The organism is Phyllobacterium sp. (genome assembly GCF_037994425.1).
Classification (GTDB): Bacteria; Pseudomonadota; Alphaproteobacteria; order Rhizobiales; family Rhizobiaceae; genus Phyllobacterium.
Genome location: NZ_JBBNAM010000190.1, coordinates 1 through 17,424, shown reverse-complemented (window position 1 = coordinate 17,424; position 17,424 = coordinate 1). Strand labels below are relative to the sequence as shown.

The 17,424-nt window shown below is 58.4% G+C and carries 19 protein-coding genes; 8 read left to right on the top strand and 11 right to left on the bottom strand.

The genetic code is table 11. From position 1 onward, the window contains the following. From AAAB35_RS13545 to AAAB35_RS13525, 5 genes are all read left to right on the top strand, one after another. On the top strand, positions 1–632 hold a 632-nt coding region (locus AAAB35_RS13545; RefSeq protein WP_340668796.1), incomplete at its 5' end, for a 50S ribosomal protein L25/general stress protein Ctc. Between the two features lie 30 nt (positions 633–662). After that, positions 663–1,388, top strand: a complete 726-nt coding sequence (pth, locus tag AAAB35_RS13540; RefSeq protein ID WP_340668794.1) for an aminoacyl-tRNA hydrolase — start codon at positions 663–665, stop codon at positions 1,386–1,388. Positions 1,389–1,400: 12 nt separating this feature from the next. Then, entirely contained in the window at positions 1,401–2,504 is a 1,104-nt protein-coding gene (gene ychF / locus AAAB35_RS13535; protein WP_340668793.1) for a redox-regulated ATPase YchF, read from the top strand. A 16-nt stretch (positions 2,505–2,520) separates the two neighbouring features. Continuing rightward, positions 2,521–2,991: a MaoC family dehydratase gene (locus AAAB35_RS13530; protein WP_340668792.1), complete on the top strand. Its 471-nt coding sequence runs from the start codon at positions 2,521–2,523 to the stop codon at positions 2,989–2,991. Beyond that, positions 2,988–3,455 carry a MaoC family dehydratase gene (locus tag AAAB35_RS13525; protein ID WP_340668791.1) on the top strand — a complete coding sequence of 156 codons (468 nt, stop codon included), beginning with the start codon at positions 2,988–2,990 and terminating at the stop codon, positions 3,453–3,455. The genes AAAB35_RS13530 and AAAB35_RS13525 overlap by 4 nt, the downstream gene beginning before the upstream one ends. A gap of 3 nt (positions 3,456–3,458) precedes the next feature. On the opposite strand, the gene AAAB35_RS13520 is transcribed toward AAAB35_RS13525, so the two are convergent. From AAAB35_RS13520 to AAAB35_RS13495, 6 genes are all read right to left on the bottom strand, one after another. After that, positions 3,459–4,004 (bottom strand): adenine phosphoribosyltransferase, encoded by a 546-nt coding sequence (locus tag AAAB35_RS13520; RefSeq protein WP_340668790.1) that lies wholly within the window; start codon positions 4,002–4,004, stop codon positions 3,459–3,461. 103 nt (positions 4,005–4,107) lie between these two features. Then, positions 4,108–4,971 carry a cytochrome c1 gene (locus AAAB35_RS13515; protein WP_340668789.1) on the bottom strand — a complete coding sequence of 288 codons (864 nt, stop codon included), beginning with the start codon at positions 4,969–4,971 and terminating at the stop codon, positions 4,108–4,110. Between the two features lie 29 nt (positions 4,972–5,000). Then, entirely contained in the window at positions 5,001–6,299 is a 1,299-nt protein-coding gene (locus tag AAAB35_RS13510) for a cytochrome b N-terminal domain-containing protein (protein ID WP_340668788.1), read from the bottom strand. A 21-nt stretch (positions 6,300–6,320) separates the two neighbouring features. Continuing rightward, entirely contained in the window at positions 6,321–6,884 is a 564-nt protein-coding gene (petA, locus tag AAAB35_RS13505; protein ID WP_340668787.1) for a ubiquinol-cytochrome c reductase iron-sulfur subunit, read from the bottom strand. 188 nt (positions 6,885–7,072) lie between these two features. After that, positions 7,073–8,923 (bottom strand): ABC transporter ATP-binding protein, encoded by a 1,851-nt coding sequence (locus tag AAAB35_RS13500; RefSeq protein ID WP_340668786.1) that lies wholly within the window; start codon positions 8,921–8,923, stop codon positions 7,073–7,075. Between the two features lie 245 nt (positions 8,924–9,168). Continuing rightward, positions 9,169–11,016: an ABC transporter ATP-binding protein gene (locus AAAB35_RS13495; RefSeq protein ID WP_340668797.1), complete on the bottom strand. Its 1,848-nt coding sequence runs from the start codon at positions 11,014–11,016 to the stop codon at positions 9,169–9,171. A gap of 308 nt (positions 11,017–11,324) precedes the next feature. On the opposite strand from AAAB35_RS13495, the gene AAAB35_RS13490 reads away from it, so the two are divergent. Continuing rightward, positions 11,325–11,795 (top strand): tRNA (cytidine(34)-2'-O)-methyltransferase, encoded by a 471-nt coding sequence (locus tag AAAB35_RS13490; protein ID WP_340668785.1) that lies wholly within the window; start codon positions 11,325–11,327, stop codon positions 11,793–11,795. A gap of 56 nt (positions 11,796–11,851) precedes the next feature. Here AAAB35_RS13490 and AAAB35_RS13485 read toward each other — a convergent pair whose 3' ends face one another. Together AAAB35_RS13485 and AAAB35_RS13480 are read right to left on the bottom strand one after the other, a co-directional pair. Further along, on the bottom strand, positions 11,852–12,955 hold the full coding sequence (locus tag AAAB35_RS13485) for an ABC transporter substrate-binding protein (RefSeq protein WP_340668784.1): 1,104 nt from the start codon (positions 12,953–12,955) through the stop codon (positions 11,852–11,854). A 234-nt stretch (positions 12,956–13,189) separates the two neighbouring features. Then, positions 13,190–13,462 carry a hypothetical protein gene (locus AAAB35_RS13480; RefSeq protein ID WP_027233445.1) on the bottom strand — a complete coding sequence of 91 codons (273 nt, stop codon included), beginning with the start codon at positions 13,460–13,462 and terminating at the stop codon, positions 13,190–13,192. Positions 13,463–13,618: 156 nt separating this feature from the next. Here AAAB35_RS13480 and hemF point away from each other — a divergent pair, with 156 nt between their 5' ends. Both hemF and AAAB35_RS13470 read left to right on the top strand, forming a co-directional pair. After that, complete coding sequence (gene hemF / locus AAAB35_RS13475) at positions 13,619–14,533, top strand: oxygen-dependent coproporphyrinogen oxidase (protein ID WP_340668783.1); 915 nt, start codon at positions 13,619–13,621, stop codon at positions 14,531–14,533. Positions 14,534–14,657: 124 nt separating this feature from the next. Next, positions 14,658–14,840: a DUF1059 domain-containing protein gene (locus AAAB35_RS13470; protein WP_340668782.1), complete on the top strand. Its 183-nt coding sequence runs from the start codon at positions 14,658–14,660 to the stop codon at positions 14,838–14,840. Here the strand turns inward: AAAB35_RS13470 and AAAB35_RS13465 are convergent, their stop codons facing one another. Genes AAAB35_RS13465 through AAAB35_RS13455 form a run of 3 tightly spaced genes read right to left on the bottom strand, consistent with a single transcriptional unit; the run spans position 14,841 to position 17,355 of the window. Next, positions 14,841–16,112, bottom strand: a complete 1,272-nt coding sequence (locus AAAB35_RS13465; protein WP_340668780.1) for a CCA tRNA nucleotidyltransferase — start codon at positions 16,110–16,112, stop codon at positions 14,841–14,843. Further along, entirely contained in the window at positions 16,109–16,750 is a 642-nt protein-coding gene (locus tag AAAB35_RS13460; protein ID WP_340668779.1) for a CoA pyrophosphatase, read from the bottom strand. The genes AAAB35_RS13465 and AAAB35_RS13460 overlap by 4 nt, the downstream gene beginning before the upstream one ends. Then, positions 16,747–17,355 carry a DUF1285 domain-containing protein gene (locus tag AAAB35_RS13455; protein ID WP_340668778.1) on the bottom strand — a complete coding sequence of 203 codons (609 nt, stop codon included), beginning with the start codon at positions 17,353–17,355 and terminating at the stop codon, positions 16,747–16,749. Before AAAB35_RS13455 ends, AAAB35_RS13460 begins: the two co-directional genes overlap by 4 nt. Between the last annotated feature and the right edge of the window lie 69 nt (positions 17,356–17,424).

The following is a 17,424-nucleotide window of genomic DNA, read 5'->3' as shown; positions in this document are numbered from 1 at the left end:
TGAGCGAAGCATACGAGCTCAAGGCCGAGGCGCGCGAACGGGTCGGTAAGGGGTCCGCCCGGGAAATTCGCCGCAACGGTAAAGTGCCAGCAGTCATCTATGGTGACAAGCAGGCGCCAATCTCGATCACCCTCGACTACAAGGCGCTGTACTACAAGATTCACGGCGGCGGCTTCAAGACGACGATTGCCAACATCCTTCTGGATGGCAAGTCAATCCAGGTCCTGCCCAAGGAATATCAGCTCGATCCGGTCACCGACAAGCCGGTGCATGTTGACTTCCTGCGCGTATCGGCAAAGTCGGTCGTCAACGTCCACGTACCGATCCACTTCCTGAACGAAGACGCTTCGCCCGGTATCAAGCGCGGCGGCGTTCTCAACATCGTTCGCCATGACATCGAACTGCATGTCCCGGCAAATGCGATTCCGGAAGCGATCGAAATCGATCTCACCGGCACCCAGATCGGCGACTCGATCCATATCTCCGCTGTGACGCTCCCGAAGGGCGCGACGCCGGTCATCCAGGATCGCGATTTCACGATCGCCACCATTGCCGGTCACGCAACCGCTGACGAAGTGACCACCGAAGCAGCAGCGGAACCGACTGAAACTGCAGAAAAAGAAGGCGAGTAATCGTCCTTTCGACTATTGGGAGCTAGGCGCGTGCTGCTTATCGCAGGTCTTGGCAATCCGGGCTCCCAATATGCTGCAAACCGGCACAATATCGGTTTCATGGCGGCGGATGAAATACATCGCCGCCATGGCTTTTCCCCCTGGACCCGAAAGTTCCAGGCGCTCGTTGCAGATGGCATCATTGACGGCGAAAAGACCATCCTGATCAAACCCCAGACCTTTATGAACCTCTCCGGCCAAGCTGTTGGCGAGGCCATGCGCTTCTATAAATTGACGGTGGGTGACCTCGTCGTCATTTATGACGAACTCGATCTTCCAGCGGGCAAGGTGCGCGTGAAGACAGGTGGCGGCGCAGGCGGCCACAATGGCATCAAGTCGATCGATGCGCATTGCGGCAAAGACTACCGGCGCGTTCGGCTCGGTATCAACCATCCTGGCGTCAAGGATATGGTGTCGAGCCACGTTCTCGGCAACTTTGCCAAGGCCGATAGCGAATGGCTGGAGCCACTCCTTGAAGCGGTTGCAGCCAATGCCGATTTGCTCGTCCGTAAGGATGATTCCGGATTTATGAACCGCGTCTCGCTCGCAGTCAGTGGTGGCACCCGGAACGAACCTGCAGGAACCGAAAAACCGGTTGTAAAAAACACCGGCCAAAGCCATATCCGCCAGGCGCGTCAGCAAAAGCCTGCCGTTACCATTCCAAAATCCGGCCCTATGGCCGACATGCTGAACAAACTCTTCGGCAAGAAAGAATAAGGATCGCACATTATGGGTTTCAAATGCGGCATCGTTGGCTTGCCTAACGTCGGCAAATCGACGCTCTTCAATGCCCTGACCAAGACGGCTGCGGCGCAGGCCGCCAACTACCCGTTCTGTACGATAGAACCCAATACCGGCGAAGTGGCGGTGCCGGATGCGCGCCTGCAAACAATTGCCAAGATCGGCAAATCAGCCAATATCGTCCCGACACGTATCAGCTTCGTTGATATTGCCGGGCTCGTACGCGGCGCATCCAAGGGCGAAGGTCTCGGCAACCAGTTCCTCGCCAACATTCGCGAGGTAGACGCAGTCGTGCATGTACTGCGTTGCTTCGAGGATGACGACATCACCCACGTCGAAGGTCGTATCGATCCGGTGTCCGACGCGGAGACCGTCGAGACCGAGCTCATGCTTGCCGATCTTGAAAGCCTCGAGCGGCGCATCGTCCAGTTCCGCAAGCGTGCGAGCAGCAAGGACAAGGAAGCACTCACGGTCCTGCCCATCATGGAGCAGGCTCTCGCCCTTCTCCAGGACGGCCAGCCGGTTCGCTTCATGCTGAACGGCATTGCCTCCGAGGACCTCGCGATCCTGCAGGACCTCAATCTCCTTACATCGAAACCTGTTCTTTACGTCTGCAACGTCGCTGAGAGCGACGCTGCCAGCGGTAATGAATATACCGAGGCCGTGGAGGAAATGGCGACTGGGCAAGGGGCCGAGACCGTCACCATCTCTGCTGCCATTGAAGCCGAGGTTGCGCAATTGCCTGAAGAAGAGGCGCGCGAGTACCTCGAGGCGATGAGCCTCGACGAGCCCGGCCTCGATCGCCTGATCCGCGCCGGTTACCGACTGCTTCACCTGATCACCTACTTCACCGTGGGCCCCAAGGAGGCGCGCGCCTGGACAGTCGAACGTGGCTCGAAGGCGCCGCGCGCTGCCGGCGTCATCCATACGGATTTCGAGCGTGGCTTCATCCGCGCCCAGACCATTGCCTACCATGACTATGTCAACCTCGGCGGCGAAGCTGCAGCCAAGGAAGCGGGTAAGGCCCGCGACGAAGGCAAGGAATATATCGTCCAGGACGGCGATATCATGCTGTTCAAATTCAACACCTAACCTGGGTTGCATGAAGATGGCTGAACGCGCTCCTAGATACGCCTATGAGGATTTCGTCGTCGGTAGCGAATGGTCGCTCGGTTCGAAAGCCGTCGTGGCCGAAGAGATCATCGATTTCGCCAGTCAATTCGATCCGCAGCCTTTCCACCTCGATGAGGCGGCGGGAAAGGCCAGCATCCTTGGCGGCCTCGCCGCGTCGGGTTGGCACACGGTGTCGATGTTCATGCGCATGCTTTGTGACGCCTATTTGCTGGATTCGACTTCGCAGGGAGCTCCCGGCATCGATTTCGTCAAGTGGAAGCATCCCGTGCTCGCTGGCGACACTCTGACGGGCAGGACGACTATCCTCGATCAACGCTTGTCCAAGTCGAAGCCATCGCTTGGCTTCGTGAAGATGCACCATGATCTCTTCAACCAGGACGGTACATTGGTGTGTGAGCTCGAACATACCGCTATGTTCTCACTGAGGGAGCCTGTGCAGGCATGAGCATCGAGCAATACATCGGCGTCGAGCGCGAGCTTGGAACGCATCGCTTCACCGCCGACGAGATCATCAAATTCGCAGCGAAATACGACCCGCAGCGATTCCATGTCGATCCCGAAGCGGCGAAGAATAGCAACTTCGGCGGCCTCTGCGCGTCCGGCTGGCACACGACCGCGATCTGGATGCGGCTTAACGTCGAGGATATGAAGGCTGAACTCGCCGCTGCCGCGGTGCGCGGCGAAGAACCGCCGCAATTCGGCCCCTCCCCCGGTTTCGAAAATCTCAAATGGCTGAAGCCGGTCTATGCCGGCGATACGATCCGCTTTACCCGGACCCTGCATGCCCTACGGCCACTCAAGTCCCGGCCAGGTTGGTCAATGATGCAGATGTCATCCGCCGCCTACAACCAGAATGGCGACAAGGTTCTCGCATTCGACAGCGCCGCGCTTATCGCTCTTCCCGGCTAAGCGCTAATGCCCGTCAAAGGCGATCAATGTACGCACATTGACGCCGAGTGCCTCGAGCTTCTTGCGGCCGCCGAGTTCTGGAAGATCGATGATGAAACAGGCGGCGACAATATCGGCGCCCATCTGCTGCAAGAGCTTGACCGCTGCCTCGGCTGTTCCACCCGTCGCAATCAGATCGTCGACGAGGATGACCTTGTCGCCGGGCGCGATTGCATCGCGGTGCATCTCCATCTCGTCGAGACCATATTCGAGGCTATAGGCGATGCGCACTGTATCGCGTGGCAGCTTGCCCTTCTTGCGGATCGGCACAAAGCCGGATGACAGCTGATGGGCCATTGCGCCACCAATAATGAAGCCCCGTGCCTCGATACCAGCTACCTGATCAACCTTTCCGCCCGCATAGGGGTGCACCAGTTCATCCACCGCCCGGCGAAAGGCGCGAGCGTTGCCGAGGAACGTCGTAATATCGCGGAAAATGACGCCGTGCTTCGGATAGTCCGGAATGTTGCGGATGGCATCAACCAGCGTCTGCTTGAGGCTTGAATCCATCTGAGTTTCCTTCGCTGTCAGCGGGCAGACAATCTATCCAACCCTGCACCCAAAAGAAAAGGGCGCATCGCGCCCTTCCTTCAAATTGATTGCGTTGATCCGATCAATGCTCGACGTCGGACCAGATCCGGCGCTTCGCCACATAGATGAGACCAGCAAACAGAACGAGGAAAATCATGACACGGAAGCCGGTCTTCTTGCGAGCCTCGAGGTGCGGTTCTGCGGCCCACATAAGGAACGCTGCAACGTCCTGCGAATACTGCGGCAACGTCTGCGGCGAACCATCATCGTAGGTCACCTGGCCGTCCTGCAGTGGCTGCGCCATCTTCAAAGATTTGGCGGCGATGAAGAAAGGATTGTAGTGCGTTCCCTCGGGGATCTGCATGCCTTCCGGCGGCGTTTCGCCAAAGCCCGTCAGAAGTGCGTGGATGTAGTCCGGACCGCCTTCCTGATACTGCGTGAAGATATCGATCAGAAAGCGCGGAAAGCCGCGCTCAACCGCACGCCCCTTGGCAATCAGCGAGAAATCAGGCGGCACAGCGCCGCCATTTGCCGCTGCTGCCGCTTCTGGATTCGCATAGGGCGAGGGGAAGTGGTCGGCCGGAATGGCCTTGCGGGTCGTCGGCTCGCCGTCCGCATTTGGTTCGCCCGGCACCTCGTACTCGGCCGCGAACGCCTTCACCTGAGCTTCTGTGTATCCCAGTTCTTCAAGCGAACGGAATGCCACGAGATTCATCGAATGGCAGGCCGAGCAGACCTCCTTGTAGATCTTGAGGCCCCGCTGCAATTGCTGCTTGTCGTAGCGACCGAAGGGACCAGCGAAACTCCAGTTCATCTCTTCCGGATGCTTGATCGGGAAGTGGGTTGGTTCTGCTGCATTGTGCGCTTCTTCGGCGGCCGAAGCCGTACCCAATGCCAGCATCGTGCCGAGGCCGGCGGCTGCAAGACCGAGGAGGATTTTTTTCATGGGGAAGTTCCTTGAGCCCTTCACGATTCTCAGCCTTTGGTTTCCGGAGCGGCGGCGACGCCTACCGGCTGACCACCACTTTTAGTTTTCGCAAGCACCGCCTCCGTGATCGAGTTCGGGAGTCGGCGCGGGGTTTCGATCAGGCCAAGCAATGGCATGAGCACGATGAAGAAACCGAAGTAGTAAGCCGTCCCGAGCTGCGAGAAGATGACATAGAGACCTTCGGCAGGGCGCGATCCGAGCCAGCCAAGCATGATGGCGTTGGCCACGAAAATCCAGAAAAACAGCTTGTACCACGGACGATATACGGCCGAGCGCACTTTCGACGTGTCGAGCCAGGGCACGATGAAAAGGATCGCAATCGAGCCGAACATGGTCAGGACGCCGCCGAGCTTCGAATTGATCGGTCCGATGTTGAAGGTGATGGCGCGCAGCATCGCGTAGAAGGGCAGGAAGTACCATTCGGGAACGATGTGGGCCGGGGTCTTCAGCGAGTCGGCCTGGATGTAGTTATCCGGGTGACCCATGAAGTTCGGCAGGTAGAAGACGAAATAGGCAAAGAGGATGAGGAACAGCATCAGGCCGAACGCGTCCTTGACCGTAGCGTAAGGCGTAAAGGCAACCGTGTCCGTCTTCGACTTCACTTCAATACCGGTCGGGTTGGTCTGGCCGGTTACATGCAGCGCCCATACGTGCAGGACGACGACGCCGGCAATCATGAACGGCAGCAGGTAGTGCAGCGAGAAGAAACGGTTGAGCGTCGGATTGTCCACCGCAAAGCCGCCGAGCAGCAATTGCTGGATGGGATCGCCGATGATCGGAAAGGCCGTGAAGAAGCCGGTGATGACGGTCGCGCCCCAGAAGGACATCTGACCCCAGGGCAAAACGTAGCCCATGAAGGCCGTCGCCATCATTAGGAGGAGGATGATCACGCCGAGGATCCAAAGGAGTTCGCGTGGCGCCTTGTAAGAGCCGTAATAGAGGCCGCGGAAGATATGGATGTAGACGGCGAGGAAGAACATCGAGGCGCCGTTTGAATGCAGGTAGCGCAGGAGCCAGCCCGAGTTCACGTCGCGCATGATCTTTTCGACGGAGTTGAAGGCAAGGCCAGTGCTCGCGGCATAGTGCATCGCCAGCACGACGCCCGTCAGAATCTGCGAAACCAGCATGATCGCCAGGATGCCGCCGAAGGCGTAAGCGTAGTTCAGATTGCGCGGAACCGGATAAGCTACAAATGAATCGTAGATCAGACGCGGCAACGGCAGTCGCGCATCAAGCCATTTTTCGATTCCGGTGTTCGGCGTATAGGATGAATGTCCACCGCTCATGTCGTGTCTCCCCGTGGAACCTTAGCCGATCTTGACGACGGTGTCGGAAATGAAAGAAAGTGGCGGGATCGCCAGGTTTTCGGGCGCCGGCCCCTTGCGAATGCGTCCGGCCGTATCGTAGTGCGAGCCATGGCAGGGGCAGAACCAGCCGCCGAAATCACCCTGCTGGCCAAGCGGAATACACCCGAGATGGGTGCATACGCCAACCATCACCAGCCAGTTTTCCTTTTCCTTCGAAGCGGTACGGTCGGCATCGGTCGCCTGGGCATCGCTCGGCAGGTTGGCATTGCGGGCAACCGGGTCCTTGAGATCGCCGAGCGCGACAGCCTTGGCTTCCTCGACTTCCTTGGGCGTACGGTTGCGGATGAAGATCGGCTTGCCGCGCCACTTGACCGTCAGGGACATACCCGGCTGAACAGCCGAAACATCAACTTCAATGGACGAGACTGCCAGCGTAGATGCGTCCGGTCTCATCTGGTCGATGAAGGGCCATGCGAAAGCCCCTGCTCCGACCACACCGGCCATACCTGTCGCAATATAGAGGAAGTCACGCCGTGTCGGCTCGGTCGTATCGTGTGCGCTCACGGGGCCTGTTCCTTTCCGAATAACAACGCAGCGGGAGAGTCCACGAAGTCAGCATAATAGAAGACAGGCCCAAGAAGATGAGCCCCGCGGAATCCCCAACATATCGCGTGGTTTCTAAGCATGTCGCATGAGCTTGTCCAGCCTGACAGCGGCATAAGGGCAGGATGTCGCAGGGATAGGCAGGACGGTCATTCGTGCCCGAGAAATCCGCCCGACTGGCGCGCCCAGAGCCCCGCATAAAGGCCGTTCGTGGCGACGAGCTCCGCATGTGTGCCGCTCTCAACGATGCGGCCCTCATCCATCACGATCAGGCGGTCGAGCGCCGCGATCGTCGAGAGGCGGTGCGCGATGGCGATGACCGTCTTTCCATGCATCAGCTGGTAGAGGCTTTCCTGTATCGCCGCCTCGACTTCCGAATCGAGCGCCGAGGTTGCCTCGTCAAGGATGAGAATCGGTGCGTCCTTCAGCATCACGCGTGCGATGGCGATGCGCTGGCGTTGCCCGCCCGAAAGCTTGACGCCGCGTTCGCCGACATGGGCATCAAGCCCGCGCCGGCCCTTGGGGTCGGTCAAGGTATCGATGAAGCCTTCCGCCTGCGCGTGCATCACCGCATCGCGCATCATGTCGTCGGAGGCGTCGGGGCGTCCGTAGAGGATGTTGTCCCTCACGGAACGATGCAATAGCGACGTGTCCTGGGTGACCATGCCGATATGGGCGCGCAGCGAGTCCTGTGTGACATCCGCGATATCCTGACCATCGATAAGGATGCGACCGCTTTCAACGTCGAAGAAGCGCAGGAGAAGGTTGACGAGCGTTGATTTGCCGGCGCCGGAGCGGCCGACAAGCCCGATTTTCTCGCCGGGTCGCACATGGAGCGAAAAATCGTCGATGACGATCCTCGCCGCGTCATAGTGAAATCGGACATTCTCGAACTTGATCGCACCATGCGTGACGGTCAGTTGTTCGGCGCCCGGCTTGTCGACGACGCTGACCGGCCGCGCTAGAAGCTCCATGGAATTCTGGATCGTTCCATAATTGCGTAGGAGACCATTGAGGTTTGCCATCATTCGGGTCAGGAGCATGCTGAGCCGCAGAACGAGACCGAGCGTGAAAGCGACTTCGCCGGACGAGACCTCGCCCTTCAGCCAAAGATCGATCGATAGTGCCGCAACCGCGCAGATCATGACCCCGCTCGTCGTTGCGAGCGAAATGCGAATACCGCTCAAGCCCCGCGTCAACGACATGATCGCCGCGAGCCAGCGATCCATGCCGCGACGCATATAGGCGTCGTCCCGCTGCGTCGTGCCGAATAGCTTCAGTGTCTGGATATTGCTGTAACCATCGATGAGCCGGCCCATGACGAGGGAGCTCGTCTCCGCAGTATCGCGCGCCGCCTTTCGGACCCTCGGCAGGAAATAGCGCGCTGTAAAGCCGAACACGACGAGCCATATGCCGACGACGGAGGCGAGCCGCCAGTCGAGGCGACCGATGAGAAAGAGGGTGGTGGCACAATAGACGAGGCTGAACCACACCGCCTGCAGCAGCGTGACCATGAAATCGCCGAGCGCCTGGCCGGCTGCCCAGACCTTGGTAACGATGCGCCCGGAGAAATCATTCTGGAAGAATGCGAGGCTTTGCCGATAGACGACGCTGTGCGCCTGCCAGCGCACAAGATTGTTGAAGCCCGGAACGATCGCCTGCTCTTCGACAAGGGCGGCAAGGGACAGGACGAGTGTGCGCCCGAGAAACACGGCAAGCAGCATCAGCAGCAACACGATGCCATGGCGATCGATGAGGCCCTGCCAGCCCTCGGCGCGATCGGTTGACGATAGAATGTCGATGACCTTTCCGACAAACCAGAAGAGCCCGGCCTCAAAGAGGGCGATCAGGCCGCCGCACACAAGCATCGCCAGGAAGACATATTTTTCCTGCCTGACATAGAACCACATGAATGCCAGCGACTGGTTTGGCACCCGATCTGCCGGGGGACTGGCATAGGGGTCGATCCAGCTCTCGAACAGGCGGTAGAGGCGTGTCATTCAACCTACATTGCGTCGAAAAATCATCATCATGATGAAACCAATCAGGGAAGGGCCACCATCGATTGAGTCCCGCGGTGCGTCAAATTAAACTTCGGTTACCGAGACCAAGCACACGGCGGGGGCCAGTTGCCGAAGTTAAAGGAATACCGTTCCCGGCTGCTGCGCAGGCAACCTTCCCACAAGTAGGAGGTAAGGGCCACCCCACTGCACGTGAGGTCCAGGGTGGGGCCGGCTCCAAGCGCCTACTCGGCCGCCTCCTGGTCGTCCAGCCCCAAGAACCCACCTGACTGGCGGGCCCATAGACCGGCATAGATGCCGTTTGCAGCAATGAGTTCGTCGTGGCTGCCACTTTCGACGATCTTCCCCTTGTCCATCACGACCAGGCGGTCAAGTGCTGCGATGGTCGACAAACGATGGGCGATTGCGATGACGGTCTTTCCCTGCATCAGCCGGTAGAGATTGTCCTGGATCGCCGCCTCCACTTCCGAATCGAGCGCCGAAGTTGCCTCGTCCATGATCAGGATCGGTGCATCCTTCAGCATGACGCGGGCAATCGCGACACGCTGGCGTTGCCCGCCGGAGAGTTTGACACCACGTTCACCGACGTGGGCCTCGAAGCCGCGACGTCCCTTAGGATCGGTCAGATCCTCGATGAAGGAGTCGGCTTGCGCATTGCGGACAGCCTGACGCATCAATTCGTCCGACGCATCCGGCCGGCCATAGAGAACATTGTCGCGCACCGACCGGTGCAGCAGCGACGTATCTTGGGTTACCATGCCGATATTTGCCCGCAGTGAATCCTGCGAAACCTTCGAAATGTCCTGGCCATCAATAAGGATACGACCGCTCTCAAGGTCGTAGAAGCGGAGCAGCAGATTGACGAGGGTCGACTTGCCGGCGCCCGATCTGCCGACAACGCCGATCTTCTCCCCAGGGCGTATGTTGAGCGACAGCTTGTCGATGATGCCCGCCCCCTTGCCATAGTGGAAACCGATGGCGTCGAAGGTGATTGCTCCAGATTTTACTTCAAGGTCGGGAGCATTCGGCACGTCAGTCACGAGGCGCGGCAGCGAAATGGATGTAATACCATCCTCCACCGTTCCGATATTCTCGAACAGGGCCGACATTTCCCACATGATCCACTGCGACATGCCGTTGAGCCGTAGGACAAGACCGATCCCCACGGCTACGGCGCCGACGGAAATTGCTGAGCCCATCCATAACCAGATTGCGATGGCGCCAACCGAAAACAGCAGCAGGCAGTTCATCGCGTAGAGGCAAAAATGGAAACTCGTGACCATGCGCATCTGGCGGTGCACGGTCCCCAAGAAGTCCTCCATGCCCTCGCGGGCGTAGCTCTCTTCACGTTTCGAGTGCGAAAAGAGTTTGACCGTGGCGATATTCGTATAGCTGTCGACGATCCGACCCGTCATGGTAGAGCGGGCGTCCGCTTGCCTTTCCGATATGACGCGAATCTTCGGAATGAAATAGCGCAAGAGGCCAATATAGGCGGCGAGCCATACGACAAAGGGCACCATGAGTCGCAGATCAGCCGCTGCCGCAATAATCAGCGTTCCGCTGAAATAGACGATCACATAGTTGAGGACGTCGAGCAGCTTCATCACCGCCTCGCGCACGGCAAGCGAGGTCTGCATCAGTTTGGTAGATACGCGACCGGCAAACTCATCCTGGAAAAACGTCATCGACTGACGAATAAGATAGCGGTGCACCATCCAGCGGATACGCATCGGATAATTGCCGAGCAGGGTCTGATGGATAATAAGCGAATCGATCAGCACGATGCCTGGCATGACGATGAGAATCACACCGGCAATAAGCGCAAGCTTCCAGCCTTCATCGGAAAGGAAAGTTTCGCGCGAGTGGTTCGACAGCCAGTCGACGATATTGCCCATGAATGCAAACATCGACACTTCGAGCACCGCGATGAGCGCCGTGCAAACGGCCATGACGGCGATGAAGGGCCATACGCCTCTTGTATAGTGGAGGCAGAAGGCCACGAGGGATTTCGGTGGCTCACTCGGCTCTGCGGGCGGAAACGGTTCGAGCCTCTCTTCAAACCAGCGAAACATCATCAACCTCGTAAAGACCTGTCCTGATCAGGTTCGCAGACCGTGCGCCGGTCGTTTGGATACTGCTTGGGACGAACATTGAAAACACCTGCAAACGCAGTGATCGGCGATCGCGGTTCGTGTCGGGAAATCGAAATATCTAATTGGAGAAAATCGACACACAACCGCCAATGGAACCGGACATGGTCCAGTCTGGAAGAAGTCGCATGAATTTTGGCATCGACACCTCCAAGTTAGCGTTGCGGTTTGTTTCCTATAGCGATTATGAACGCAAAAGGCGAGAGGCCATCGCAATGGAGCCGTAAGTATTGACCGACACATCACCCGACCTGCGCATCGCGCTTTACCAGCCCGATATTCCCGGCAATACGGGAACCATCCTGCGCATGGCTGCCTGCTTCGGTATCGGCGTCGATGTCATCGAGCCGGCGGGCTTTGATATTTCCGACCGGGCGCTGAAGCGGGCGGGCATGGATTATCTCGAACAAGCGGCCCTGACACGGCATGCCAGCTGGATGGACTTTCAGGCATGGCGGCTCTCTGAAAAGCGGCGACTTCTTCTGTTTTCGACAAAAGCTGCCGTTCCCTACACGAAGTTCACCTTTAAAGCCGGCGACATTCTGCTTCTCGGCCGTGAATCCGCCGGCGTTCCTGATGACGTGCATCGCACCGCCGATGCGAGGTTGATCATTCCCATGGTTCCGGGCGCGCGCTCGCTCAACCTTGCGCTTTCGGCCGGCATCGCCGCTGCCGAAGCTTTGCGGCAATTTCAGGTCTAGAATCAAATCCGCCGGCCATTTCCGACCGGCGGACGTTTGGTTTTCAGATTGCGAGATCAGTTGATCTGCGCCGCCTTGCCGCCTTCCCACTTGTAGAAGACGAATGCCGGGGTCGTAAGGTCACCCGTGCTTGAATAGGCGAGGTCGCCGACGACAGTCGAGATCGGTTCACCCGACTTGATCTTCGCAGCAACTTCTGTCGGCTCGACCGAACCCGCCTTCTCGATGCCGCCAGCAATGACCTGCATTGCCGCATATGCATTGAGCGTGAAGGCTTCGGCAGGGATGTTTTTCGCCTGGAGCGCTTCGACGACCTTGGCCGCTGCGGGATTCTTCGTCGGGTCAGCGCTGTTGGTGAACAGAGTACCGGCTGCAGCGTCGCCGCCGATTGCCCAATATTCCGTATTCGACAGACCATCAGGACCAATAATCTGCGCCTTGACGCCCTGGTCGTTCAGCTGGCGAGCGATCAGGCCACCTTCGGCATGGTAGCCGCCGAAATAGATGACATCGGCCTTTTCGGACTTCAGGCGCGTTACGAGTGCGCTGTAATCCTTCTCGCCGGCATTGATGCCTTCGAAGACGACTTCGGTGACACCGCCCTTGTTGAGCACAGCCTTCAGTCCACTACCGATGCCGGTGCCGTAAGGTGTCTTGTCGTAGACGATGGCGATGCGCTTGTCCTTGAAGTTGTCGAGAATGTACTTGCCGGCAACGTCGGCCTGCTGGTCATCACGTCCGCACGTGCGGAAAACGGTCTCGAGGCCGCGCGTGGTCAGGTCAGGGGTAGTTGCCGTGGGGGTGACCATCACGATGCCGTTTTCGGCAAGAACATCCGAAACCGGCATGGCAACGCCCGACGTCACGGGTCCAACGACGAACTTGATGCCTTCACCGACGACCTGGTTGGCGACCGAAACGCCCTGCTTGGGCTCACCGGCATCGTCAAAGATCTTGGTGACAATCTTCTCGCCCTTGATGCCGCCCGCCGCATTGATGGCCTCGGCGGCGCTTTCAGCGCCGTTCTTCACCTGCAAGCCATAAGCGGCGACAGGACCCGTGACCGGCGCGATAATGCCGACAACGATATCGGCTTTGGCGAACGACGTCATCGCCATGACGGCGGCCAACGCGACGCCGGAAATCAACGATAAGCGCATAGTTTCCTCCTTGGATTTTCTTGTGCGTCCGGACGACTATCCGGGGCTGGCAGAGTTCTACTGACTTTGCAAAAGGCTGTCAGCAAGGATTGCTTCGAATTTCGCCCCCAAGAGTAGAAAACTGACAAATTTCCAGAATGCGGGGCGTTTTTTCGCCGAATCGATCAATTTTCTAACGAACATCATCAATTTTATTGTTGAATCACCGATTTTTTTGCTTGCGACGTCAATTTATCAGTCGGCGTTCGGCAGTCGGCGCATGGTAAATTCGATGATGTCGCCGGGGCGTTCTTGCCAGCTTTCAATTTCGGTCCAGTAGGCGGCTTTCGGGAATTGCTCGAACCATTCGCGGGCCTTTTCTCGAGCCGCCAGACGAGGTAAGCGGAAACTCTCGCGGACGAATGCGCCCCGCTGCTGGCCAGCATCGCGGCGGCTTTCCTTCAGCTGTTTGCGCAAGCCCTCAAGCGGCGGCTTGGGGAACTGCGATCTGGGCGCCTTGGAGACCATTCTGTAAGCCCTCACTCAACGCTTCACGTTTTAAACTTAGGCAGTGTTGGCGCGGAAAACGAGTCATTTTTTGCAGAACAGGGGATCGAGTAAACGGCTCTTTCCTTTGTCTTTTCGATGTTGTGATATGTCCGTGTAAAAAAAGGATTCTTTACCATGGACCGCCCTGATATCCCCGCCACGCTTCCGGAAGCGCTTGACGACAAGAAGGCTGCTGCCACTGCATGGTTCACGGAGCTCCGCGACAAGATCTGCGCGTTGTTCGAACAGTTGGAAGATGAGCTTGAAGGCCCGCTGTCTGACCGCGCGGCGGGCCGCTTCGCGCCGTCCCCCTGGCAGCGGGAGGATGGCAAGGGCGGTGGCGGCGTGATGTCGATCATGCACGGCCGCGTCTTCGAGAAGGTTGGCGTCCATATCTCGACGGTGCACGGAGAATTCTCGCACGAGTTTCGCAAGCAGATACCGGGCGCCGAGGAAGACCCGCGCTTCTGGGCGTCGGGGATATCGCTGATCGCTCATCCGCAAAATCCATACGTGCCGGCCGTCCACATGAATACCAGGATGGTCGTGACGACCCGCCAATGGTTTGGCGGTGGCGCCGACCTGACACCGGTGCTCGACCGCAAGCGCATCCAGGAAGACGCCGATACCGTCGCGTTTCAGAAAGCGATGAAATTCGTCTGCGACAAGCATTCCGCAGTCGCCGACTTCGAGAAATATAAGGCCTGGTGCGACGAATATTTCTACCTGCCGCATCGCAAGGAACCACGCGGCACCGGCGGCATATTCTATGATTGGCTGCATTCGGCGGATGAAAGCGGTGGATTTGATGCCGACTTCAATTTCACCCGTGATGTCGGGCGCGCATTTTCGGTCGTCTATCCCTATCTGGTACGCCAGAATTTCAACAAGGACTGGACAGATGCCGATCGTCAGGAACAACTGGTGCGGCGCGGTCGCTACGTCGAATTCAACCTTCTCTATGATCGAGGTACCATCTTCGGGCTCCGGACGGGGGGAAATGTCGATTCAATCCTTTCGTCGATGCCGCCAACGGTCAAATGGCCATAAATAGGAAATTTGTGGGATCAAATGCCGGAATGATGCGTTATCATTCCTCTTGGCGCGGTTGATCGCCGCGCTAGAGCGAGCGCGTCAGGCATATGTTTGCGGGCTCACAACAGGGAGAGAAGCCATGAAAGAACTTCATTGCATTGTTCCCGGTTGCCAGTGGCACACCCGTCACGAAACCGAAGCAGAAATCATCCGCCGCGCGACCGAACACTTACGCGAAACGCATGGTGAAACGGTCATTCGCGAATCCATGCTCGAAACGATCAAGGCGAATATCCAGCCTGAGAAGGGCAAAGCTGCCTGATCAACGGTTTCCCGTATGGTGGGGAATTCTTTCCAGCAACTGATCGCGCTTGAGGGTGAATCCGGATTCGATCCACTCGTCTTCGAGCGCTCGTTGAACCTTGCCGACGTCAGGGCCCTTGGGAAGCCCCGCGGCGACAAGGTCACCGCCGGAAAGCGGAAATCTCGGTCGCTCATAGGCTTTGAGGTAATCGAGAAGCCGCGACAGATGACCTGCGCGAAGCATTGCCCCGTCATTGCTCGCAGCATCGGCTCGTGCTGATGCGAGGGCAAGCCTGAGGCGGTCCTGCATGCCTTGCCTGTCACTGCGATAGAGCCGCTTTGCGAACCCAAGTTCGGAAATTTCCGCCTGCGGCGGCACAGCATTGGCGAAGGCTTCCAGGCGATCGCGCTCCTGATTGGAGAGTTTCAGCCGCGACGCAAGTTCCGCCAATCGATCTGCATTGGGTGGCACCATGCTCGCGAGGCGTAGCAACGGATCGGCTTCCCAGCGAAGGGCGTGTTCCGTCTGGACCAGACCATGGATGGCGTCGATTCCCCACTTTTCGGTTTCCGGCAACACCGCTGTCAGGACGCCCGACTGCCGCATCCACAGTAAGGCGCGTGAAGGATCAGGGGCACCGAGCAGCTTCTTCAATTCGGACCAGACACGTTCGGCGGATAGTTTGGAAAGCCCGGTCTTCAGCCGGGCACAAGCCTTCAATCCCTCGCTCTCGGGGCGACCCTTTCCATACCATGCGAAGAATCGGAAGAACCGCAGTATGCGCAGATAATCCTCGCGGATACGCTCTCCGGGGTCGCCCATAAAACGTAGCGTGCGGCTCTCAACGTCGGAAAGTCCTCCGACAAGATCGATGATGGTGCCATCCGCCTCGACGTAAAGCGCGTTGATGGTGAAATCGCGTCGCTCGGCATCGACCTGCCAGTCTTTGCCGAAGGCCACTTCCGCGTGACGCCCGTCGGTTTCGACGTCAGCTCGCAAGGTCGTGACTTCATAGGGCCGTCCCCTGGCAACGACTGTTATGGTGCCGTGGTCGATCCCGGTTGGAACGGCCTTGAACCCGGCATTCCCCGCGCGCAGCAATGTTTTCTCGGGCAGGCACGTCGTCGCGATATCGATATCGCTTACCGGCTGCGCGAGCAGCGTGTTGCGAATCGCGCCGCCGACGACCCGCGCACCCTCGCCGCCCGCGGACAGAGCCGCCAGCAGGGCCTGCAAGTCTTCATCAAAGAGCCATGGGGCTTTGTCAGCAATGGATACAGTCGCGCTCAAGAATAGAGCCTTTCATAAAGTGTACGGATGATGCCTGCGGTCACGCCCCAGATGAAGCGATCGCCAAAGGGCATCGTATAGTAGAAGCGTTCCTGGTCCTGCCAAATGCGGCTCTCGCGCCGGTGATTAGCCGGATTCATCAGGAACGATAGCGGCACCTCGAACACGTCGGCAACCTCGTCCGGATTCGGAGCGATTTCAAAGGGTGGGCGTACGAGACCAAGAACGGGAATGATCGAATACCCCGTCGTCGTCAGATAGCGCGGCAGACGACCGAGCAGTTCGACATGACGCCCCTCGAGCCCGATTTCCTCGTGCGCCTCCCGCAGCGCCGCCTTCTCGGGCTCGTAGTCATCCTCGGGATCGATCGCACCGCCCGGAAAGGCCACCTGACCGGAATGCTTGCGCAGGCTGGTTGTACGTAGTGTCAGGATAACGCTTGCCTCGTCGCCGCGGTCGACGATTGGTACGAGCACAGCGGCATCGCGCAACGGATTGGCCGCAATCACAGCGTCGAGCCCAGGATTGAGCCGGTGATCGCCATGATCGTCGCCCAGGCGTTCATTGCCCTTGAGGGCGACGCGACGCGCAAAGGCTCGGGCGGAAAACCCCTCTTCGAGTGGTTCCGCCGAAGTCATCGGCTCTGCAGTTCCAGTTCGCCTGACGGCATGATGGGAAAGACAATACCCTTGGAGCGAACGGCAAACATGGCCTTGCCGTCAATGGCAATGTCTTCGCCATGGTTCACGAGGTCATACATCACGGGCCGGGCGAGCAGGGCTTCGAGTCTTCCACGCACCAGCAAGTAGGGCTTCAACCCGCCGTTTTCCGCACCGATTGCAAAGCGAAGCGGGTTTTCAGCGCCCGCCTCGACAATATCTCCGACATTCGTCCGAAAGGTCATGACCTGGTCGTCGCCCTTCCCGGAGACATTAAGCTCGACGGCGAGGAAATGCGCGTCCTCCACCCGGATACCGACCTTTTCGACGGGAGTGACGAGATAGGTCTTGCCGTCGGCATCCTTGCGCAACACCGTGGAGAAGAGACGCACCAGAGGCTGCCGGCCGATTGGCGTTCCCATGTAGAACCAAGTGCCGTCTGCCCTTATCTCCATGTCGAGATCACCGCAGAAATCAGGATTCCAGCGTTCTACCGCCGGTAGGCCCTTGCCCGGCGCGGCTGCGGGCGAGATCAGAGCCTCAAGCCCCGCCGCATCGCGCACACTGGTTTCCCGCCCTGCCATAGCCCTGACCTTTTTTCTGTATACGTCACGAAATAGTCACCGTTGGACCGCTTGTCAGCATGTCATAGT